Origin of the sequence: Burkholderia sp. 8Y (genome assembly GCF_902506145.1) — a bacterium.
Taxonomy (GTDB): domain Bacteria; phylum Pseudomonadota; class Gammaproteobacteria; order Burkholderiales; family Burkholderiaceae; genus Caballeronia.
Genome location: NZ_LR733519.1, coordinates 1,626,049 through 1,648,312, shown reverse-complemented (window position 1 = coordinate 1,648,312; position 22,264 = coordinate 1,626,049). Strand labels below are relative to the sequence as shown.

Sequence of the window (22,264 nt, the reverse complement as noted above, 5' to 3'; positions counted from 1 at the left end):
GGCTCTTCGAACCATTCGACGCCGTATTGCGCGAACTGCTCCGCGTAATAGAGCGCCTGCTTGCGATCGAGCGCGCCGTTCGCATCGACGAAAAGGCCCGCTGCATCGCCGATTGCTTCACGGGCGACCGCCACGCGATGCGGATCGCGTGAAGGCTCCGTGCCGATCTTGATCTTCACCCAGCGGCATCCGTCTTCATGCACCCAGCCGCCGAGTTGCGCGCGGATCTCATCGTCCGTGTAGGTGGTGAAGCCGCCGCTGCCGTATAGCGGAACGTGGCTGCGCATCGCGCCGAGCAGACGGGCAAGCGGCATGTCGAGCAGGCGCGCCTTCACGTCCCACAACGCGCAATCCAGCGCGGAAATCGCAGTGGCGGCGAGCCCCGAGCGGCCGATGTTGCGCACGCGTTGCTGCATGCGCAGCCACAGCGCGTCGACGTTCCACGCGTCTTCGCCGATCAGCGTGGGCGCGAGCGTCGCCTCGACGAGACTGGCCGCGCTCGCATCGTTATACGTGTAGCCGATGCCCGTCTTGCCCGCCGCGCTGACCTCCGCGACGACGAGCGTAGTCGACTTCCACGCATACGTGCCGTCGGCTTCAGGGCGATCGGTCGGGATCGTATAGGCGCGTGCTCGAACGGCTTCGATCGGCGCTTCGCGTTTCGTGAGATGCATGGTGCGGCCCCGTCTACTCGTCCTTATGCCCCGGAAGCACGGCGCCCAGCACCTGTTTCGCCGTATCGACGATAATGCTGCGCTCGTTCGGATCGCCTTCGAAAAGCGTCGTCGCAAAAGCCTTCGCCTGATGCAGCGTGATGTGCGGCGGCAGCGGCGGCACGTTCGGGTCCGCCTTCACTTCGATCACGACTGGCCGGTCCGACGCCAACGCTTCGTCCCATACGGCCGCCATGCGCTCGGCGTCGTCCACATACAAACCGCGCAAGCCGATCAACTCCGCGAACCGGTGATACGGCACCGACGGAATATCCTGCGACGCTTCGAACTTCGGGTCGCCGTTCATCACGCGCTGCTCCCACGTGACCTGGTTCAGGTCTTCGTTGTTCAGCACCATGCAGATCCAGCGCGGATCGGACCATTTTTTCCAGTACTTCGCGACCGTGATGAGCTCGGCCATGTTGTTCATCTGCATGGCACCATCGCCGACGAGCGCGATCACGGGCCGCTCCGGATGCGCGAATTTCGCAGCGATCGCATACGGCACCGCCGCGCCCATCGAAGCCAGGCCGCCGGAAAGCGAGCACATCATGCCGCGCTTGACCTTCAGGTCGCGTGCATACCAGTTTGCACAGGACCCCGAATCACTTGTCACGATGGCGTTGGCCGGCACGCGCGGCGAGAGCTCCCACACCGTGCGTTGCGGATTCACGCCCTTCGTCGCCGGCTCCAGTGCGCGCTTTTCGAGCTTCTTCCACCAGTCGGCCATCCAGCCTTCGATATCTTCGCGCCAGCTGCGATCGGCGTTCTGTTGCAGCAAGGGCAGAAGCGCACGCAGTGTTTCGGCGCTATCGCCGACGAGATTCACTTCCATCGGATAGCGGATGGAGAGCATGTCCGGCTTGATGTCGATCTGCACGCCGCGCGCCGCGCCTTCCTTCGGCAGGAACTCGGAGTACGGAAAGCCCGAGCCGATCATGAGCAGCGTGTCGCATTCCATCATGAGCTTGTAGCTCGGCTCCGTGCCGAGCAGACCGATGGAGCCGGTCACGTAAGGCAGATCGTCAGGCAGCGCGGCCTTGCCGAGCAGCGCCTTCGCGACGCCCGCGCCGAGCTTTTCGGCGACGGCGATCACTTCGTCGGTGGCTTGCAGCGCACCCGCGCCGACGAGTATCGCGACTTTCTTGCCCGCGTTGAGGACATCGGCCGCGCGTTGCAGATCGTCGGAATAGGGCACCGTCTTAGGCGCGCGGTATCCGACGCCCGAATGCAATGTGCCATGTTTGCGCGCCGGCGGCTCGTACTTCAAGTCTTGCAAATCATTGGGCAGCACAAGGGCGGCAACCTTGCGTTCGCCTAGCGCCGTGCGGATCGCGCGATCGACCAGATGACGAATCTGCGAGGGCACGCTCGCCTGCTGCACGAAAGCGCCGGCCACGTCCTTGAACATCGAACAGAGGTCGAGCTCCTGTTGATAGTGGCCGCCGAGCGAGGCGCGCGCCTGTTGCCCGGTGATCGCGAGCACCGGCATGTGGTCCATGCGGGCATCGTAGAGACCGGTGAGCAAGTGCGCCGCGCCCGGTCCCGACGTGGCGATGCACACGCCCAGTTCGCCGGTGAACTTCGCGTGGGCCGAGGCCATGAATGCGGCCATCTCTTCGTGACGCGTCTGAATGAATTCAATCTTTCCATCCGCGCGATTCAATGCGCCAAGAATGCCGTTGATCCCATCGCCAGGGTACCCGTAGATGCGCCGCACGCCCCACGTAAAGAGGCGATCGACCAAGAAGTCGCCGACAGTCGTGGTCATAAATGATCTCCGTCATAGCAAACCTAAAGGTATTCGCGCCGTAGCCGGCTTTGATGCAAAGGTTCGCTGCGCCGCGCGATGCCGAATGACGCAACGAATGTGCCGATACTCGCCTCCGACCATGGCGCCGCCCCCTCCCGCCTGCCGGGGTCTCATGACCAAGGCCCAAACCCAGCCAGAGCCTGTTCGTAGGCATTTCGATCGTACTCGGCAGGCGGCTCGTCGACCGGGCCGGTTCACGAGACGGGGGTGATCAGGACCGCGCGATTTTTCAAGAACGTTGAAAAAATGGCATGATGTGCCACGTTTAGTCGGCGCGTTGTGACGCTAATCGTGCGATAGCTTGTTCCGAGCTAACGTCGGCGTTGATCTCTTCGGCTTCTTGGTCCTACATGACGGGCTGACCCGGACCGCGGTGATAGTTGTCGCCGCCTCCCCGTTTCTTCCGCCGTTAAGGGCGATCGCTTGCGAGGGCAGCCGCGATAGGCGTCGCTGATCCGCGGCCGTATCGACGGGCGCGGTTGGAAGATCCGCCGAATTGCCAATCGACGCCCACATACAGTGACCGCTTCATGTGGAATTTCCTTTCAAGCGCGCCGACATAGGTGTGACTGCGACCGCCGGCGAGGGGCCAGAGTTGTTGTAGCCTCGGCGGTCCTGCGGTGTAAGCAGCGGCCGCAACGTTCACCGTGAGATGTGACAGACTTACGGCGGCGGAATTAGGGCGCTCTTCGATGGCGCGTCATTGGAGGGCCGCTTCTGTCGCTGCTTTGCAGAGACTGACTCGTGGAGTGGCATAGGTGGTGCTCGCCGTAGCAATCTCGGCCATCGATTGCACTAAAGGAGACCTTGATGACCGCTCGGTGGAGATGGGTTCTCAGAAGCATGAGCAAGCGTCTTTGGTTTCGCGCGGGATTGTATTCGGCGTTAGGAGTGGTAACCGCGTTGCTCGCTTTGGCCCTGAAACAGTACATACCTGAAGATCTATCCGCTAGAATCGGCGCGGACGCGGTTGACAACATCCTCGGCATCATTGCGTCGAGCATGCTGGCAGCAACGACGTTCTCGCTCAACATCATGGTGTCTGCGTACAAGTCTGCAACAAGTAACGTAACGCCTCGCGCGACATCTCTTTTAGTTGAGGATACGACGACCCAGAACGTGCTGGCCACCTTCATCGGTTCTTTTCTATTCAGCTTAGTCGGTATTGTCGCCCTTAGTGCCGGTATTTACGGCAATAGGGGCCGTGTCATATTGTTCGCTGCAACTATCGCGGTGATCCTTCTCATCGTTTATGCGCTGCTGCGGTGGATTGATCACCTTGCGCGCCTGGGCAGGCTTAGCGAGACGACTGACCGCGTTGAGGCGGCGGCTATTGCGGCCCTCGAGAAACGGATGAGGCGGCCATTTCTCGGCGGTAGCCGCTTGGGTAGTGCCGGGTCCACACGCGGTATGCGTCCGGTCTGCTCCGACACAGTCGGCTACGTTCAAGATGTTGACATGCCGGCGCTAGGCAAACTGACCGAACGCCTCTCAGGAGGCCTTTACCTGACGGTGTTGCCAGGGAGTTTCGTAGACAAGAACACGGTGTTGGCCTTCACGCCCGTTATGGATCCTGCTGACGATCAAGCAATTCGCGCCGCATTCTCGGTTGGTGCGCGGCGATCATTCGAACAGGACCCGCGCTTCGGCCTGTCGGTGTTGGCCGAAATAGCATCGAGAGCACTATCCCCGGCGATGAACGATCCTGGAACAGCGATAGACGTTATCGGTCGAGGTGTTCGGATTCTCTCGCTTCTGAAAGATCAAAGCAACCGTGAGAATGAAGCAAGTCCGGATCAGCGCCTAGTGTTCGTGCTGGCCCTACAGGTAGATGACCTCTTTGATGATTTGTTCGGACCTATCGCGCGCGACGGCGCCGGAATCATAGAAGTAGGGATCCGATTGCAGAAAGCGCTGACTCTACTCAGTCGCAATGGAGAGCCGGCCGTTGCGGCAGCAGCAAAGCGGCACTCGACGCTTGCGTTGAAGCGGGCGGAGCGCGCGTTAAACATCGACGAAGACAAGATGACGTTGCGTCGGCTGGCCTCGAAGGTTCGGCGCGTCGACGGCGGAAACGGCGGAGCGCGCGCAGATCATTCGACTTCAGAGAAACGGTGACGACCTAGTGAGGGCTAAGGCGGCAAACTGTTGGTTCAACACACCTGGGCGCTATCTGATTTCGGTTGGGCAATCGTCGCCCAGGCGGCGCGGCGCGCTGACGGATGAGGTCCTCGGCCTCGCCCAATGGTCCGGTTCCACGCGAAAGGCGGTGTGTAAGTGACCATACATGCTTCCGGGTCGCCGACTCATCACAAAGTGCTCGTCGGGTGAAGAACAGCGCGTACTATGCTGCGTTGGCTCTCGCGCAGCATCGGAACTCGAGCACCCGACCGCCGAACGCGGTGCTCATACACCGTCAATACAAATAGCACGGCGTGATGCTTCTAGGGGCATGCGGCGACTCAACACAACGCTCGCCCATCACAAGCCGGCACTTGTCCCTGACGTTCGGAGGTGAGCTATCGGGCTACGCGTCATCGGCGCGGATGCGCCGCTAGGCGCATCAATTGCTCGTCTATGTGCAGTAACGAGAGTCACTGTGGCCTGCGGAAAAATGGCGAATGGTTCGTGCGGTGCATCCGCGAGCGAGTGGCAGCGCGCTGACGGAAAGGCATAGAAGGAGATCGAATGTCACACTTTGAGCCAGCGAATAGCGAGGCCGCCGCCCTGAACTCCTGCCGCAACGCGGCGCTTTTGCTTCGACTTTTGTCGGAGGTGCCGCCTGAGCACTTCGAAAAAATCGTTCGGGGGCTATTGGTTGCGGTCGAACGCATAATAGTCGAAAGCGAGCAGACGCGGGCGGCCAACGTATCGCCAGGCGTCGGAACGGCATTTCAGATGCTCACGGATGAAACGCTGTGGAAGGCACTGATTCCGCTAAGCGAGGGTGCAAAAGCGTTCGTTGAGGTGATGGCGCGCCCGGTCGAAGCAAATGCGACGGGAGTTGATACCCCCGGGTCGTGAGGCCATTCTGTCGATGTCCTTCTGCCGGCAACTAGAAGCCGTCGACCGTCCAGCAGCGGGGCGCTTTCGTCTTGAGAAAGCCTCGTCCAGCAGACCGCGCGCCTGATGTAGAAAGCAATCCGCGCTGCCATAACGCCGATCGTGCGCAACAGCCTCTGGAATCGGTGGTTCGCTAGTGAAGGAGCGCCGTCCAACTTGCCGACATGGCATCAGCGCGGTCGGGCGAGGCACGAGAATCCGGCATTTCATGCTAGACACGGAGCGCATTATGAGATTCGTGGTTTGTCCCGCCCGTCATGAAACTCGGGGTGACGTTGGAAAGACATCAAGACGATCCGCCGCAACGCTGGCGTGGACTGCGCCCATGCACCAGGCAGACAATCCTCGCCTTCGCTGCGATGGCAGGATCGCCGCTAGCATTCGCTCACTACGCCGTCGACATTGATGCGCCACAAAGCATCCGTAAGGTCCTCGAACGAAACCTTGACATAGCCCGTTTCGCCAAGCGCGACGACGTGAGCGACGACCAGTTCGAGTTTCTCGTCACCGCCACGCCGAAAGACGTGCGCGACCTCGTCGCCACCGAAGGCTATTTCACGCCGGTCGTACGCACGGACGTCAACACGGTCGGGGATAAACGTTCGGTAAAGGTCAGCGTCGATCCCGGACCGCAGACGAAGGTCGCCTCCGTGCAGCTTCAGTTTACGGGCGCGGTGACGACGGAAGATCGCGCGCAGGAAAACGCCGCGCGGTTCGCGTTTTCGGTCAACGAAGGCGACGCCTTTTCGCAGCACGCCTGGGACGACGCAAAGAGCGCGGCGCTGCGCGCGCTGCAATCGCGCCGCTATCTCGGCGCGCGTATCGTGCGGTCGCAGGCGCGCATCAATCCGCGCACGCAAATGGCGGATCTCTCGGTCACCTTCGACAGCGGCCCGACCTTCACCTTTGGCAAGCTCGACATCAGCGGCACGAAGCGTTATCCCCAGAAGATCATCGAGAACGTGAATCCGATTCGCGAAGGCGACATCTACGACATCGCCCGCGTGAACGAGCTTCAGCGGCAGGTGCAGAACACGCCGTATTACGCGAGCGTCGCCATCGACGCGGGCAACGACGTCACGAAGCCCATCGAGACGCCGCTGCATATCAAGGTCAGCGAGTATCCGTACAACAGCGTGCGCTACGGCGTCGGGTATGCGACGGATACGGGCTTTCACATTCAGGGCGCCTACAGCTATCTGAACACGTTCGGCGCGGCCTATCCGTTCACCATCTCGGGACGGCTCGACCAGACGCAGCAGTATGGCCGCGTGCAGCTTGCGATGCCGCCGGACTCGCGCGGCTGGGTCAACGCGATATTCGGCTCCTACACGATCACGGACGTTTCCGACACAAAAATCTATAGCGCGCGCGTCGGCGTGCAGCGTTCGCGCTCGACGCAGAACATCGACACCACGTATTCACTGACCTTCTACGACGACCGTCTCACGCAGAACGAACCGCATCCGTCGACGGCGCGCGCGCTCGTGCCCGCGTGGACGTGGGTGCGCCGCGATGTCGACGATCCGCTGTTTCCGCGCCGCGGCAACGTGATTCGGGCGGAGGCCGGCTTCGCCGTGAAGAACGTGATGACCGATCAGACGTTCGCGCGCCTTTACACCAACGCGCAGCAGTACGTGCCGCTCGGCAAGAACGATCTGCTCGTGTTCCGCGCCGAGTTCGGTGGCGTGTTCACGAGCGGGCCGTCGAGCGGCGTGCCCGCGTCGCTCTTGTTCCGCGCGGGCGGCGCGAATTCGGTGCGCGGGTATAGCTATCTGGGTATCGGCAACAATGTGTCCGGTTCCGTTCTGCCGACGAAGTACATGGTGACGGGAAGCAGCGAGTATCAGCACTGGTTCACGCACGACTGGGGCGGCGCGGTGTTCTTCGACATCGGCACGGCGACCGATACATGGCACGAGCGCGTGTTCCAGCCCGGCGTGGGCGTCGGCGCGCGTTGGCGCAGCCCGGTCGGGCCGGTCAACGTGGACGTCGCGTACGGCTTGAAGAACAAGAGCATCAAGCCGTATCTGACGCTCGGCATCGCGTTCTGAGCACGCCATGAGCGACTTTCCAGACAACGAACGCATGACGGACCCTGACACCCGAGCGGGTGCCAACGGCAACGGCGACACACCGGAAACGCCGCCGCGCCGCAGCGGCGGACGGCGCGCGCTGCGCTGGCTCGCCGCGTTCGTGCTTGTCGTGCTGCTCATCATCGTGCTGGCGCTCGGCACGGTCTTTTTCGCGCTGACGACCGAGCCCGGCACGCGCTACCTGTGGCAGGCGGCGACCTCGCTTCTCGGTGGGCGGCTCACCGGCAAGCTCGACGGCGGCGCGGTCGCGACGGGCCTGCAATTGCGCGATGTCCACTGGAAGAGCCTCGACGGCAAGGGCACCGACATCGCCGTCGACAGCGTCTCGGGCCGCTGGGCGCTCACGCGCGATCCGCTGCGCTTTACCATCGATTATCTGCATGTCGGCACCATCGACGCGCGCATCGCGCCATCGAACGCGCCGAGCAAAAAGACGGAACTGCCGAAGGACCTGCGCCTGCCGATCCAGCTTGCGATCCGCGATCTGAGCGTCGAGAAACTGCGGCTGCATCAGGGCACGACGACGACCGAATTTTCTCGGCTGCTCTTCAACGGGCACAGCGACGGTCAGCATCACGAGGCCACGGTGCAGCGTCTGGAAACGCCTTTCGGGTCGGTGACGGCAGCCGCGAAGCTCGACGGCGGCGCGCGGCCGTTTCCGCTCACGGGCGACGCGAGCTACGCGGGCAAGGTGAACGGCGAGACTGTGCAGGTCGGCGCGCGTCTTTCCGGTTCGCTGGAAGACCTCGTCGCGGATGTGAATGCAAGCGGCCTGAAGCTCGCCGGCCAGGCGCACGTCGAAGCGACGCCTTTCGCCGACGTGCCGCTCAAGCTCGCCATCGTCACCGCCGATCACATCAATCCGCAGGCGTTCAGCGCGGGCGCCCCCGCCGCCGATCTGGCCGTGCGCGCCGAACTCAAGCCGGTGCCGGACGCGAAGACCTTCGTGGTGAGCGGGCCGGTGTCCATCGTCAACGCGAAGCCCGGTTCCATCGACAAAAAGCTGCTGCCGCTCATCGACGCGCGCGCGAACGTGCGACTCGACGCGTCGGCGCAGCGCATCGCGGATCTCAACGTGCGGCTCCTGAAGAACGCGACGATCACGGGCGGCGGCGCGCTGTCGGGCGGCAACGGACGCTTCGACCTGAACGTGGCGAAGCTCGATCTCAACGCAATCGAGCCGAGCGTGCGGCCGACGGACTTCGCGGGCCCCGTGCATGTCGTGCTGGCGGGCGATACGCAAACCGTCACGGCCGACCTGAACGATCCGCGCTCGGCCATCCGCGCGCAGGCGAAGGTCAGACTCGACCCGAAAGCGACGACGCTCGACGAGGTGAAGCTGATCGTCGGGAAAGGCCGCGTGGAGGCGAGCGGCGCGCTGAAGAAGGACGCGAATTCGAGCTACGACGTGAAAGCGAAGTTCATCGACTTCAATCCGCTCTTGCTGACGCAGCAACTGATTCAGCCAAAGCCCGCCGCCAAAAAAGCGCCGCCGCCGCGCGTGATCGTGGCGCGAGTGAACGGCACGCTCGCGGCCACGGGCATGCTCGCGCCGACGCTCACGACGAAAGCCACGTTCAAGCTCAACGACAGCATGTACGACAACCTGCCGCTCACCGGCGCAGGCACGGTGCAGATCGCGGGCACGCGCGTCCTGCCGAGCGCGGCGCAGCTTTCGATCGCGGGCAACGATGTCGACCTGAACGGCAGTTTCGGCGCGCCGGGCGACCGGCTGCGCTTTCGCGTCGATGCGCCGCAACTGGAGCGGCTCGGCTTCGGCATCGCGGGCACGGTGAAGGCGGACGGCGATCTCACCGGGTCGATCGCGCATCCGAACGTCGCGGCGAATTATCAGGCCGATGGCGTCGTGTTCGGCGCGAACCGGCTCGGCCATGCGGAAGGCCGCGCCGATATCCGCGACGGCGCGAACGGCGCGCTCAATTTCACGCTGAAGGCGCGCGACGCGAGCACGACGGGCATCGAAGTCGCCACGCTCGACGCGAACCTCAACGGTACGCGCATGCAGCACACGCTCGCCGTCACCGCGACCGGCAAGGTACAGGGTCAGGCGGTGAATCTGGCGCTCGGCACGAACGGCAAGTTCACCGACGCCGCCGACGGCCCGCACTGGGACGGCACCATCACGAAGCTGTCGAACAAGGGCACGCCGTCGGTGAATCTGGAAACGCCGTTGTCGGTGAGCTACGGGCCGAAGCGCATCGTGCTCGGCGCGACGCGGCTCGTCGCGGAGGGCGCGACGCTCAATCTGAAGTCGTTCGCGCTGGAGAACGGCCGCATGGCATCGGCCGGCACGCTCACAAATCTCTCCGTGCCGCGCCTGCTCGAAGTGCGACGCGAAATGACAGGCGAGGAATCGTCGCTGCGCACGGACCTCGTTTTCGACGGCGACTGGAACTTCTCGCTCGGCTCGACCGCGACCGGCTACGCGCAGATCAAGCGCCGCGCCGGCGACGTGAGCATCGACGGCACGCGGGGCGTCGCCGCGCTCGGCATCTCGGACATCGTCGCCCGCGCCGATTTCACCAACGGCAATCGCCTGAACGCGACGCTGCATGCGCAGGCGAGCCGCATCGGGGTGATCGACGCGAACGTGCACACGACGCTCGTCACCCGCGACGGCGTGCTCACCGTCGAGGACCAAGCGCCGCTCACGGGCGCCATCGACGCGACTATTCCCGAACTGCGCACGACCGGCGGGCTGCTCGGCGCGAACTATCTGCTCAGCGGCAAGCTCGCGCTGAAGCTGACGATTTCGGGGACCGTCGCGAAGCCAAAGGTGTCAGGCACGCTCACCGGCGACAATCTTTCCGCGATGGTTGTCGATCAGGGCGTGCAACTGAAGAACGGCATTATTCGGATTGCGCTGTCAGAGAACCTTGTCGAGCTTCAACGCGTGGAGTTCCACGGCGGGAGTGGCACACTGCGCGCGACCGGCAAGCTTCGGCTCGATCAGCAGGCGCCCGATCTGACCGCGAGCATCATCGCGGACAAGCTCGAACTCTTCGCGTCGCCTGACCGCGATCTCATGCTCTCCGGCCGCGCGTCTATCGCCAACGCTGGGCTGCAGGGCGGCATTGAGATCAACGGCAAGTTCAACGTCGATCATGCGCTCATCGATCTGCCGGAATCCTCGGCGCCCGCGCTCGGAGACGATGTTGTCATTGAGCGCGCTGACGGCACGATCAAGGGCGGCGAACAGCCGATCACGGCGGCGACCGAAAAGCCGGTCGGACCGTTCACGCCGCGCGCGACTATTGCCATAGATCTCGGCAATCGTTTCCGCTTCAAGGGCGCCGGTGCAGATCTCGGCCTTGCCGGCACGGTTACCGCGATGAGCACGCCGAACACGCCGCTGCGCGCGGTCGGTAACGTGCGCGTGACGGCGGGCTCCACGTATACGGCGTTCGGACGCAAGCTTGCCATTGAGAGAGGCTTCTTCACGTTCAACGGGCCGGTGGCAAATCCAGGTCTCAATATTCTGGCAATGCGGCGCAATCAGGAAGTCGCAGCGGGCGTTCAGGTGACGGGCACAGTGCAGGCGCCGGTCGTGAATCTGGTCTCCGAGCCGACTGTGCCGGACACGGAAAAGCTTTCTTGGCTGTTGTTCGGCCATGGTACTGATCAAGGCAACAACCTCGGTCAGCAGAGCGCGATGACGAGCGCTCTCGCGCTGCTCGGCAGCCAGGGCGGGGCGAAAATCGCTCAAACGATTCGGTTGGACGAATTCACTATTGGATCAAGCGAAGTTGGGCTCACCGATCCGCAGGTCGTCTTGCTCTCGAAGGCAATAAATGAGCGCCTCGTGCTCGGCTATGAGCAGGGCTTGCAATCGGCGGAGAACGCGATCAAGTTAACGCTGAACCTAACGAGATTCTGGGCGGCCACGGTTTACGGCGGGACGTACCAAGGCGTCGATCTTACATACACGCGGCGCTTTGATTCGTGGGCGCGATTGTTTTCCTCCTCACCGACTTCGTTGGCCCCGATCGTGGCGGGACCGCCAGCCACCCACGCAGGCGTCAAGTGAGGAAGCGACGGTCTTCCGCTTGTCCTAAAAATCGGGACCGTGGCGGAGCTAGCAAGCGATTAGTTCCCGACCGAAGCGATCGGGGAAGCTACACAGACCGTGAAGTGCAGTGGTGTCCCAGCTGGTATTGCAGCAATAAGCGCGGTTACGCACTTTGTCTAGGCGCGGCCGGCAAGTCGAGCGTTGGCTAGATGATGTCAGGTTGTTCTTTTAATGGCAGTGGGGCGTTACCTGGGCGCCTAAGAAACGCTGCAGCGCATCCGGCCGCCTGCGCTCCCATCGTGTCCCAGGCGTGCGCGGCGGCCAACCGCAGCCGCCCGATGTCGACGCGAATTGCCCGAGCAGTTTCCTCGAAACCGCTCGCGCTCTGTACTAACGGAGTAAATTGCCGAAGGACGTGAGATCAACCTCAGGAGCGTCTCGGCCAAAGTGATCGGCTTCGTTACAGCACGACTTGAACGCCAAGCTCGACGACGTCTTCGCTTCTGAGCCCGAAGTAGTCCGCGCTCGAGGCCGAGTGAAGCGACATCGCGCCGTACAGCCGTTCGCGCCAGCGCGAGATCTGTCCATGCGAGCAGCCGGGCATGGCCTCGTCGCGCGGCAAGAAGTAGGTGGTGTGCTTGTGATCGAAGCGCCAGTCGCCGAGCTGGCCATTAAGCGATTCGAGCAGACGCGGCAGGTTCGGACGCTCGGTGAAGCCATGTCGCGAGATCACTTCATAGCAGCCCGAGCCGAGGTCACGCACCTCGATGCGCGTGTGCTCGTCCACGCGAGGTGCGGACTCCGAGCGGTTCGTGAAAATCACCGTCGTCTGATGCAGCACGCGGTTATGGCGCACGTTGCTGGTCAGCGCGGACGGCGTCGCGCCCGGCACGCTTCCAGGATAGACCGCTGTGCCCTGCACGCGTGCCGGTGCGTCAGCGCGGGCGAGCGCGTCGCGCAGAAACTCCGCGACCGGCTGCGCACGTGATGCGTGCCGCTGCGCGAGCTCGGACCCACGATGCCATGTCGCCATTAGCACGAACAGCACGATGCCGACGGCCACGGGAAACCAGCCGCCTTGCGGAATCTTGTGCACGTTCGCCGCGACCAGTAGCGCGTCGACGACAACGAGCGGCGCGCTGATCACCAGCACCGCGACCCTGGGCCAGCCCCAGACGTTGCGCGACAGGCTCACCATCTGCACGGTGGTGATCAACATTGTGAGACCCACCGCAATGCCATACGCCGATGTTAGCCGGTCCGAGCTGCGAAACACGAGCACCAAAAACATCACCGCGCCAAACAGCAACGTGTTGACGGCGGGCACATACACCTGGCCGCGGTGTGACGACGAGGTTTCCACCACGCGCAGGCGCGGCAGAAAGCCGAGCTCGATCGCCTGGCTTGTCATAGAGAACGCCCCCGAAATTACGGCTTGTGACGCGATGACGGTGGCAAGCAGAGCGATGAGCACAGTCGGTATCAGCGCCCACGAAGGCGCCGCGAAGAAGAACGGCTGCTGCGCAGCACCAGGCTGATGCAGGATCGTCACGGCTTGTCCGAAGTAGCCGATCACAATCGAAGGGAATACGACGATGAGCCAAGCAAAGCGAATCGCGCGACGGCCATAGTGACCGATGTCGGCGTATAGCGCCTCCGCGCCTGTCAGCGCGAGAATCACGGCGCCGAGTATGGTGAACGCGAGGGCCGGGTGCGAATGCACGAGTTCCCAAGCATGGGCGGGTGAGAGCGCGAGCAGTATGTCCGGGTGCTGCGCGATCCGGTAGACGCCGACCGCAGCGAGATAGATGAACCACACAGACATCACCGGCCCGAACGCCTTGCCGACCACCGCCGTGCCGCGCCGCTGAAACAGGAACAAGCCGACGAGGATCAACACCGCAAGCGGTACAACGAAAGGCTGGAATTCCGTGCTGACCTGACGCAGTCCTTCCACGCCGGACAAGACCGACACGGCGGGCGTGATCATCGAATCGCCGTAGAACATCGCGGCGCCGAAGAGGCCCGCCATCAGCAGCAGACGCGGCACGCGCCGGCCCTGCTGCTCATATCCTGAGCGCACGAGCGCCGTTAGCGCGACGATGCCTCCCTCGCCCTGGTTGTCCGCCCGCATCACATAACAAACATACTTGCCCATGACGACGATGACGACGGCCCATACGATCATCGAAAGGATGCCCATGACCACGGCAGCATCGGCGGTGCCTGATTCGCTCACGCCCTGGCGCAATGCATAGATCGGGCTCGTGCCGATGTCGCCAAACACGACGCCGAGTGCGCCGAGCATCAGGCCTGGCAGGGCCTTCCCGCCGGGTGCCGTCGACCGGCTTTGGTCGCACGCAGCATCATGCTTGCAAGCATCGTTCGAGGCAAATATCATCCGACGAGGCAGATCACGGTTGCGATTCCGAGCGCTGAGCAAACTACGTTCCGCTCAAGGCAAGTGGTAGTGCGCACGCTTCCTACATAGACGTTGATGGAGCGGCCTGCGGAAACGCCGGACACAGTCTTTCAGTCATATCGGGGTAGGCAGACGACCGATTGCACGTTAGCCGTCCGAGACAGCGTGAAACAACCGGGGGCGTCGGGCGGCTCAGGCGACGTTCGCCCCTGTTAAGAGCCGCGGAGTCTAAGAAGGAATGACCGGCCGACAAGCGTACGCGTTTCCGCACGCCGGAAGAGCGGCAGACTAATGCGTCGCGGAACCAGCGAATTGACGGGTCTTGCCGCCTTGGTATGAGGAGCATGAGATGAGTAAAGCGCAGGACGCAAAGAAGACGCGGAAGAAGGCGGCGACGGGGACGCCTAGGGAAAAACGAATCGGGTCTTAGTAGACAGCGAAAAAACTGGAAGGGCGATCGATCGCCCGTCTTCTGAGCCGGCGTTGCCGTTTGCTTCGTCTTCAACCTGCACATCAGCTGGATGCGCACTCGATCGCAGTCGGGAGACCTCAATGAATTTCTTTGCCCCGTTTCTAGTGGCGCATAACACGTTCTGGCCCGTATGCCATGCCAGGCGATTTTCAATCCGGATACTTCTCTCTTGCCGCGACCATGCGGCCTTGGACCGCGGCGCAACATTCGCCGCTGGCGCAGGCCGACCGTGCGCCCAAACGGGTGAGCGAGCCGGGCGTGCAGGGCAGTGACTATTTGGCTTCGGCGGTACGCGCACAGGCGCCCCCAACTTCTCCTGCCTCATTGGCTGAAGACCTGCGCGGCCGGTGATCAGGGGGTCGCAGTGGTTGACTCACACAATTGAGTGCAGCGGCCACGCTCACCGCGCGAAGTTCTACGTTTCAAGTAGCGACGACGGTCGGCGGTTACCGATGATAGCTATGCCCCACGGCGCGCAGCAACGCCCCAATTCCCCAATTCTCGTTCGCGAGGGCGGTGGGTCCGAGCGGATCTGTACAGATCACAGCGGATGTCCCTGATTGTCACGTTTCGCTACCTACCCTCGCAGGCCTTTGCCGAGTTAGCAGAATCCCCGCAGTGATGAATCCCATAAGTATCAACGACGCGTAGAGTCGGCTTAGGTCCAAACCTCCTTGCGCTACAGGTTTGTCAAGCAGGTCACCGAGCGTTGCGCCAAGGGGACGGGTGAGGACAAACGCGAGCCAGAACAGTAAGGTATGGGAGATCTTTGTGCGGAAATATAGCACTGCGACCACGATCAGCGCCGCGCCAAATAACAGTGCACCGTACTCGTAACCAACACCTAAGCCTCCTCGGTCGTGGCCGGCGACCGCGTCGCCAAGTGCCGTGCCCAGCGTCTGTGAAAACATGATGGTGCACCAATAAAACCACTCAGCTCTTGTCGTGCGAATACGCTGAACCGACACATTCCCTTCTACGCGATACCAAACCGCCAAGCTGGCAATCAGCAGTCCGACTACTATAGCGACACCGCCCGGATAGCCCAGCCCGACAGACCGGTCCGCAAAGTCGGCGGTCGTCGTTCCCAGTGTAGTGGTCGCCACGATCGTCGCCCAATACAGGGCAGGGTGGAACCGATCCGATTTCACTTGTGCATAAACGAAAGCAACAAAAACCGCGGCAAATATTGCTGTCCCGATTCCGTAGCCGAGGTTTAACGACATTGTGACCCAGTCTCCGCCGGTTTCCCCGAGTGTCGTTGCTGCCACCTTGATTACCCAAAAGCTAAGCGTGACTTGGGGGACTTTGCTTACCGCCTGGAACGCAGTGACACGTGCGTCGTCTTCCATGATCGTTGGTCCTATCAGCGTGAAAAGATGTGCCTGCGTTTGCCGACCCTCTGCAGCGGACTTACCAGCGACTCGAGACGACCGCACGGGCATAAGGCGAGATACGCCGCACTTCGGCAAGCGCTGGGCGTTGCCGCATACCGGACCCGGTTCTTCCCATCGACGATGGAGTTAGCGGACGACTTTGGCGGTCGACAGCTACCCCTCTCTCCATGCATGGCAAAGTTCATGCCGTTCCGTTCTTGGTTTTCGCATCCTTACTAGTCGCTTCTCTCATCGGCATCAGACTTGAATGCTCAAGAGTGCCCGGCCCGATGGGCAGGCTTTCCGATCAGTGATGTTCGTACAACGATGTGACTGCGTTGGAAGACGCGCGGCGGCCAGAGTCGTTAGACCCGACGGTGACACCTCCTAACGCCGTGTTATCGACGATCGCTAGGCCGTGCATCGCAACGCGCTCTCTGCCGCTTGAATAGGTGCGGGATCTGAGGCGTCGTCTCGTCGCATGGCTGTAGCCGGTTTTGTGTATTCCGACCGCGAACAGCTCGGTTCACGTAGAACCCAATGTAAAGGCAGACACTTAAGGTTTAGTTAAGAGATTGCTCGCATCCTTCCGAACGAAGTGAGGCCGAAAGCATCCGTTAGGGTAGACATTTAGCTAGGAATAGCGCCCTATGCCCGGGACGTTACGTGAACTCCCGCCGATCACGTGGGTAGCCGGGTGGTCAACGACCTGCAAGCCGTCCGGATCTGAGCGGACACGACGGTTTTTTACCGCTTTCCCGCTCCGACCTATGGCATTCCATTGATGCGTTTGAACCGCCGCTGCTCGCGCCTCGACGGAGCCAACGAAAACAATATCTTGCATGGCGGCGGTACGTCGCCACCGAGGATTGATCACAGCTCTTGACGCCCGACTCACCAAGATACCCTGAACGTTAACTGAACCGCACCGGGAATCGTGGAGGCCGGTTGGGTTAAGTTAATGCGGGCATGTCAGCGGCACTTCGGAGTTGCCTGTAGTAGTGTGCCTCAGCCTCAGCGGGAGGGATATAGCCGAGTGGTTCCCAATCAAGACTTCCTTGCCGCGTCGGCGCTTCGACGTGGTGATCGTGGGCGCGGGCGGTTCGGGCATGCGCGCGTCGCTGCAGCTCGCGCGCGCGGGCCTCTCCGTCGCGGTGCTCTCCAAAGTGTTCCCGACGCGCTCGCATACGGTCGCCGCGCAAGGCGGCATCGGCGCATCGCTCGGCAACATGAGCGAAGACAACTGGCACTATCACTTCTACGACACGATCAAAGGCTCCGACTGGCTCGGCGACCAGGACGCGATCGAGTTCATGTGCCGCGAAGCGCCGAATGCCGTGTACGAGCTGGAACACATGGGCATGCCGTTCGACCGCAATGCGGACGGCACCATCTATCAGCGCCCGTTCGGCGGCCATACCGCGAACTATGGCGAGAAGCCCGTGCAACGCGCATGCGCGGCGGCTGACCGCACGGGCCACGCGCTCTTGCACACGCTGTATCAGCAGAACGTCGCGGCTAAAACGCACTTCTTCGTCGAATGGATGGCGCTGGACCTGATCCGCGATGCCGACGGCGACGTGCTCGGCGTGACCGCGCTCGAAATGGAAACGGGCGACGTCTATATCCTCGAAGGCAAGACGACGCTCTTCGCTACCGGCGGCGCGGGACGCATCTTCGCGGCATCGACCAATGCGTTCATCAACACGGGCGATGGCCTCGGCATGGCCGCGCGCTCGGGCATCGCGCTGCAGGACATGGAGTTCTGGCAGTTCCATCCGACGGGCGTGGCGGGCGCGGGCGTGCTGATTACCGAAGGCGTGCGCGGCGAAGGCGGCATTTTGCGCAATTCGAACGGCGACCGCTTCATGGAACGCTATGCGCCGACGCTGAAAGACCTCGCGCCGCGCGACTTCGTTTCGCGTTCGATGGACCAGGAAATCAAGGAAGGCCGCGGCGTCGGTCCGAACAAGGATCATGTGCTGCTGGACTTGTCGCACATCGGCGCCGAGACGATCATGAAGCGTCTGCCGTCGATCCGCGAGATCGCGCTGAAGTTCGCCAACGTCGATTGCATTAAAGAGCCGATTCCCGTTGTGCCGACCATCCACTACCAGATGGGCGGCATTCCGACGAACATGCACGGTCAGGTCGTCGGCACGGCGAACGGCTATGACGATCCGGTCAACGGCTTCTATGCGGTCGGCGAATGCTCGTGCGTGTCGGTGCACGGCGCGAACCGTCTGGGCACGAACTCGCTGCTGGACCTCGTGGTGTTCGGGCGCGCGGCGGGCAATCACATCATCAAGCACGCGCAGGAGATGAAGGAGCACAAGCCGCTGCCGGCGGATGCCGCCGACTTCGCGCTCGAACGTCTCGCGGTGCTGGAGAAGTCGACGTCGGGCGAATACACGCAGAACATCGCCAACGACATCCGCGCCTCGATGCAGGCGCATGCGGGCGTGTTCCGCACCTCGAAGCTGCTGGAAGAGGGCGTCGAGAAGATCGCGGAACTCACCGAGCGCGTGAAGCACGTGCATCTGAAGGACAAGTCGAAGGTGTTCAACACCGCGAAGGTCGAGGCGCTCGAGCTGGCCAATCTGATCGAAGTGGCGCGCGCGACGATGGTGTCGGCCGAAGCGCGCAAGGAAAGCCGCGGCGCGCACGCGCACAGCGACTACGAGCATCGCGATGACGAGAACTGGATGCGTCATACGCTGTGGTTCAGCGAAGGCAATCGCCTCGACTACAAGCCGGTGCAGATGAAGCCGCTGACGGTCGAATCGGTGCCGCCGAAGGCGCGTACCTTCTAAGGGCAAGAGGGCAAGGATAGCGAAATGGCAAAGAGAATTTTTGAGGTCTACCGGTACGATCCGGACAAGGACGCCGCGCCNGGGGTCTAGCATGGCTGAAGCCGTAAAAAAACCAAGGCCCGAGTACCGGAACATCGGGCTTGGACAGATCGCGAAGTATCGCTTGCCGTGGGCGGGCAAGGTGTCCATCCTGCATCGCATCAGCGGTCTGTTGCTCTTCATCGCGCTGCCCTTTCTGCTGTATCTGCTCGACCAGAGCCTGACCTCGGAGATCAGCTTCGAGGCGTTCAAGGGCTTTCTCGCGCACCCCATCGTCAAGATCATCACGCTCGTGCTGTCGTGGGCGTATCTGCATCACTTCTGCGCGGGCATCCGCTTTCTCGTGCTCGATATGCACGTCGCCGTGAACAAGGAAGGCGGACGGCAGACCGCTATCGCGGTGCTGGTCGTGTCGCTGGTGCTGACGCTTGCCGTCGCGCTGAAACTTTTCGGAGCCTTCTAACATGGCAACTCAGAACCGGGTCGGCCCGAAGCGCCTCGTCGTGGGCGCGCATTACGGCACGGGCGAATGGCTCGCGCAACGCGTGACGGCCGTCGTCGTGGCGGTGTACACGCTCTTGTTGCTGGTGCTCTTTTTCGGCGCGCACAACTTCTCCTACGAAGGCTGGGCCGGCATCTTCGCGATGCAGTGGATGAAGCTCGCCACCTTCGTCGCCTTGCTCTCGCTCTTCTATCACGCGTGGGTCGGCATGCGCGACATCTGGATGGACTATGTGAAGCCCGTTGGATTGCGCCTGGGTCTGCTGGTGCTGACCGTCCTCTGGCTCGTCGGATGCGCCGGCTACGCTGCACAGATTCTCTGGAGAGTTTAAAGAATATGGCTGCAATCAAGACTTCCTTGCCGCGTCGGCGCTTCGACGTGGTGATCGTGGGCGCGGGCGGTTCGGGCATGCGCGCGTCGCTGCAGCTCGCGCGCGCGGGCCTCTCCGTCGCGGTGCTCTCCAAAGTGTTNTGGATTGCGCCTGGGTCTGCTGGTGCTGACCGTCCTCTGGCTCGTCGGATGCGCCGGCTACGCTGCACAGATTCTCTGGAGAGTTTAAAGAACATGGCTGCAATCAAGACTTCCTTGCCGCGTCGGCGCTTCGACGTGGTGATCGTGGGCGCGGGCGGTTCGGGCATGCGCGCGTCGCTGCAGCTCGCGCGCGCGGGCCTCTCCGTCGCGGTGCTCTCCAAAGTGTTTCCGACGCGCTCGCATACGGTCGCCGCGCAAGGCGGCATCGGCGCGTCGCTTGGCAACATGAGCGAAGACAACTGGCACTACCACTTCTACGACACGATCAAAGGCTCCGACTGGCTCGGCGACCAGGACGCGATCGAGTTCATGTGCCGCGAAGCGCCGAATGCCGTGTACGAGCTCGAACACATGGGCATGCCGTTCGACCGCAATCCGGACGGCACGATCTATCAGCGCCCGTTCGGCGGCCACACCGCGAACTATGGCGAGAAGCCCGTGCAACGTGCCTGCGCCGCGGCTGACCGCACGGGTCATGCGTTGCTTCACACGCTGTATCAGCAGAACGTCGCGGCTAAAACGCACTTCTTCGTCGAATGGATGGCGCTGGACTTGATCCGCGACGCCGACGGCGACGTGCTCGGCGTGACCGCGCTCGAAATGGAAACGGGCGACGTCTATATCCTCGAAGGCAAGACCACGTTGTTTGCAACGGGCGGCGCGGGGCGCATCTTCGCGGCATCGACCAATGCGTTCATCAACACGGGCGATGGCCTCGGCATGGCCGCGCGCTCGGGCATCGCGCTGCAGGACATGGAGTTCTGGCAGTTCCACCCGACGGGCGTGGCGGGCGCGGGCGTGCTGATTACCGAAGGCGTGCGCGGCGAAGGCGGCATTCTGCGCAATTCGAACGGCGACCGCTTCATGGAACGCTATGCGCCGACGCTGAAAGACCTCGCGCCGCGCGACTTCGTTTCGCGCTCGATGGACCAGGAAATCAAGGAAGGCCGTGGCGTCGGTCCGAACAAGGATCATGTGCTGCTGGACCTGTCGCACATCGGCGCCGAGACGATCATGAAGCGTCTGCCGTCGATTCGTGAGATCGCGCTGAAGTTCGCCAACGTCGATTGCATCAAGGAGCCGATTCCCGTTGTGCCGACCATCCACTATCAGATGGGCGGCATTCCGACGAACATGCACGGTCAGGTCGTCGGCACGGCGAAGGGCTATGACGATCCGGTCAACGGCTTCTATGCGGTCGGCGAATGCTCGTGCGTGTCGGTGCACGGCGCGAACCGTCTGGGCACGAACTCGCTGCTGGACCTCGTGGTGTTCGGACGCGCGGCGGGCAATCACATCATCAAGCACGCGCAGGAGATGAAGGAGCACAAGCCGCTGCCGGCCGATGCCGCCGACTTCGCGCTCGAACGTCTCGCGGTGCTGGAGAAGTCGACGTCGGGCGAATACACGCAGAACATCGCCAACGACATCCGCGCGACGATGCAGTCGCATGCGGGCGTGTTCCGTACATCGAAGCTGCTGGAAGAGGGCGTGGAGAAGATCGCGGAACTCACCGAGCGCGTGAAGCACGTGCATCTGAAGGACAAGTCGAAGGTGTTCAACACCGCGAAGGTCGAGGCGCTGGAGCTGGCCAATCTGATCGAAGTGGCGCGCGCGACGATGGTGTCGGCCGAAGCGCGCAAGGAAAGCCGCGGCGCGCATGCGCACAGCGACTACGAGCATCGCGATGACGAGAACTGGATGCGTCATACGCTGTGGTTCAGCGAAGGCAATCGCCTCGACTACAAGCCGGTGCAGATGAAGCCGCTGACGGTCGAATCGGTGCCGCCGAAGGCGCGTACCTTCTAAGGCAAGGGCAAGAGGGCAAGGATAGCGAAATGGCAAAGAGAATTTTTGAGGTCTACCGGTACGATCCGGACAAGGACGCCGCGCCGCGCATGCAGAGCTACGAGCTCGATCTGACGCATGAGCGCATGCTGCTCGACGCGCTGGTGAAGCTGAAAGAAGTCGATGAAACGCTGTCGTTCCGCCGCTCGTGCCGCGAAGGCGTGTGCGGCTCGGACGCGATGAACATCAACGGCAAGAACGGGCTCGCGTGTCTGACGAACCTGAACGATCTGCCGCAGCGCATCGTGCTGCGTCCGTTGCCGGGACTGCCGGTGGTGCGCGATCTGATCTGCGACTTCACGCAGTTCTTCAACCAGTATCACTCGATCAAGCCGTATCTGATCAACGACACGCCGCCGCCGGAGAAGGAACGTCTGCAGTCGCCGGTGGAGCGTGACGAGTTGGATGGGCTTTACGAGTGCATTCTGTGCGCGAGCTGCTCGACATCGTGCCCGAGCTTCTGGTGGAATCCGGACAAGTTCGTGNGGCTTATGGTAGCGCGGATCGGGGGCGGGATCGATCCTTGACCGCGCGCAAGGGGTATGC

Annotated in this window: 12 protein-coding genes and 3 pseudogenes; 11 read left to right on the top strand and 4 right to left on the bottom strand. The window is 62.4% G+C overall.

The window, feature by feature from the left end; translation table 11 throughout:
- Positions 1–674: enolase C-terminal domain-like protein (locus GV035_RS07170; RefSeq protein WP_328698908.1), on the bottom strand; the 674-nt coding region annotated here is incomplete at its 3' end.
- Positions 675–687: 13 nt separating this feature from the next.
- A complete protein-coding gene (locus tag GV035_RS07165; protein ID WP_159834271.1) occupies positions 688–2,484 on the bottom strand; it encodes a thiamine pyrophosphate-requiring protein in 1,797 nt (598 codons plus the stop codon).
- An 885-nt stretch (positions 2,485–3,369) separates the two neighbouring features.
- On the opposite strand from GV035_RS07165, the gene GV035_RS07160 reads away from it, so the two are divergent.
- From GV035_RS07160 to GV035_RS07145, 4 genes are all read left to right on the top strand, one after another.
- The gene (locus GV035_RS07160) at positions 3,370–4,644 is read left to right on the top strand and encodes a DUF2254 domain-containing protein (RefSeq protein WP_236572474.1); all 1,275 of its coding nucleotides are present in this window, start codon (positions 3,370–3,372) and stop codon (positions 4,642–4,644) included.
- A gap of 570 nt (positions 4,645–5,214) precedes the next feature.
- Entirely contained in the window at positions 5,215–5,550 is a 336-nt protein-coding gene (locus tag GV035_RS07155; protein ID WP_159834269.1) for a hypothetical protein, read from the top strand.
- 296 nt (positions 5,551–5,846) lie between these two features.
- Positions 5,847–7,643 carry an autotransporter assembly complex protein TamA gene (locus tag GV035_RS07150; RefSeq protein WP_201303924.1) on the top strand — a complete coding sequence of 599 codons (1,797 nt, stop codon included), beginning with the start codon at positions 5,847–5,849 and terminating at the stop codon, positions 7,641–7,643.
- Positions 7,644–7,650: 7 nt separating this feature from the next.
- Positions 7,651–11,733, top strand: a complete 4,083-nt coding sequence (locus GV035_RS07145) for a translocation/assembly module TamB domain-containing protein (RefSeq protein ID WP_159834267.1) — start codon at positions 7,651–7,653, stop codon at positions 11,731–11,733.
- A gap of 442 nt (positions 11,734–12,175) precedes the next feature.
- On the opposite strand, the gene GV035_RS07140 is transcribed toward GV035_RS07145, so the two are convergent.
- Positions 12,176–14,023 (bottom strand): potassium transporter Kup, encoded by a 1,848-nt coding sequence (locus GV035_RS07140; RefSeq protein WP_236572473.1) that lies wholly within the window; start codon positions 14,021–14,023, stop codon positions 12,176–12,178.
- A gap of 1,149 nt (positions 14,024–15,172) precedes the next feature.
- On the bottom strand, positions 15,173–15,961 hold the full coding sequence (locus GV035_RS07135) for a COG4705 family protein (protein ID WP_159834265.1): 789 nt from the start codon (positions 15,959–15,961) through the stop codon (positions 15,173–15,175).
- Positions 15,962–17,031: 1,070 nt separating this feature from the next.
- On the opposite strand from GV035_RS07135, the gene sdhA (GV035_RS07130) reads away from it, so the two are divergent.
- The 7 genes and pseudogenes from sdhA (GV035_RS07130) to GV035_RS07110 all read left to right on the top strand — a co-directional run.
- Entirely contained in the window at positions 17,032–18,798 is a 1,767-nt protein-coding gene (sdhA, locus tag GV035_RS07130; RefSeq protein ID WP_159835013.1) for a succinate dehydrogenase flavoprotein subunit, read from the top strand.
- Between the two features lie 91 nt (positions 18,799–18,889).
- Complete coding sequence (gene sdhC, locus GV035_RS07125; RefSeq protein ID WP_159834264.1) at positions 18,890–19,300, top strand: succinate dehydrogenase, cytochrome b556 subunit; 411 nt, start codon at positions 18,890–18,892, stop codon at positions 19,298–19,300.
- A 1-nt stretch (position 19,301) separates the two neighbouring features.
- A complete protein-coding gene (sdhD, locus tag GV035_RS07120) occupies positions 19,302–19,670 on the top strand; it encodes a succinate dehydrogenase, hydrophobic membrane anchor protein (RefSeq protein ID WP_159834263.1) in 369 nt (122 codons plus the stop codon).
- 5 nt (positions 19,671–19,675) lie between these two features.
- A pseudogene (locus GV035_RS29925) lies at positions 19,676–19,809 on the top strand (FAD-binding protein); the annotation flags it as partial.
- A gap of 1 nt (position 19,810) precedes the next feature.
- Positions 19,811–19,898 (top strand): annotated as a pseudogene (locus tag GV035_RS29370) (succinate dehydrogenase, hydrophobic membrane anchor protein); the annotation flags it as partial.
- A gap of 5 nt (positions 19,899–19,903) precedes the next feature.
- Positions 19,904–21,679: a succinate dehydrogenase flavoprotein subunit gene (sdhA, locus tag GV035_RS07115; protein WP_236572472.1), complete on the top strand. Its 1,776-nt coding sequence runs from the start codon at positions 19,904–19,906 to the stop codon at positions 21,677–21,679.
- Positions 21,680–21,708: 29 nt separating this feature from the next.
- Positions 21,709–22,203, top strand: a pseudogene (locus GV035_RS07110) (succinate dehydrogenase iron-sulfur subunit); the annotation flags it as partial.
- Positions 22,204–22,264: the final 61 nt, after the last annotated feature.

Coding starts and splice junctions, on each gene's coding strand:
- GV035_RS07165 (WP_159834271.1), bottom strand. CDS start 2,484: ATGACCACGACTGTCGGCGACTTCTTGGTCGATCGCCTCTTTACGTGG.
- GV035_RS07160 (WP_236572474.1), top strand. CDS start 3,370: ATGAGCAAGCGTCTTTGGTTTCGCGCGGGATTGTATTCGGCGTTAGGA.
- GV035_RS07155 (WP_159834269.1), top strand. CDS start 5,215: ATGTCACACTTTGAGCCAGCGAATAGCGAGGCCGCCGCCCTGAACTCC.
- GV035_RS07150 (WP_201303924.1), top strand. CDS start 5,847: ATGAAACTCGGGGTGACGTTGGAAAGACATCAAGACGATCCGCCGCAA.
- GV035_RS07145 (WP_159834267.1), top strand. CDS start 7,651: ATGAGCGACTTTCCAGACAACGAACGCATGACGGACCCTGACACCCGA.
- GV035_RS07140 (WP_236572473.1), bottom strand. CDS start 14,023: ATGCTCGGCGCACTCGGCGTCGTGTTTGGCGACATCGGCACGAGCCCG.
- GV035_RS07135 (WP_159834265.1), bottom strand. CDS start 15,961: ATGGAAGACGACGCACGTGTCACTGCGTTCCAGGCGGTAAGCAAAGTC.
- sdhC (WP_159834264.1), top strand. CDS start 18,890: ATGGCTGAAGCCGTAAAAAAACCAAGGCCCGAGTACCGGAACATCGGG.
- sdhD (WP_159834263.1), top strand. CDS start 19,302: ATGGCAACTCAGAACCGGGTCGGCCCGAAGCGCCTCGTCGTGGGCGCG.
- sdhA (WP_236572472.1), top strand. CDS start 19,904: ATGGCTGCAATCAAGACTTCCTTGCCGCGTCGGCGCTTCGACGTGGTG.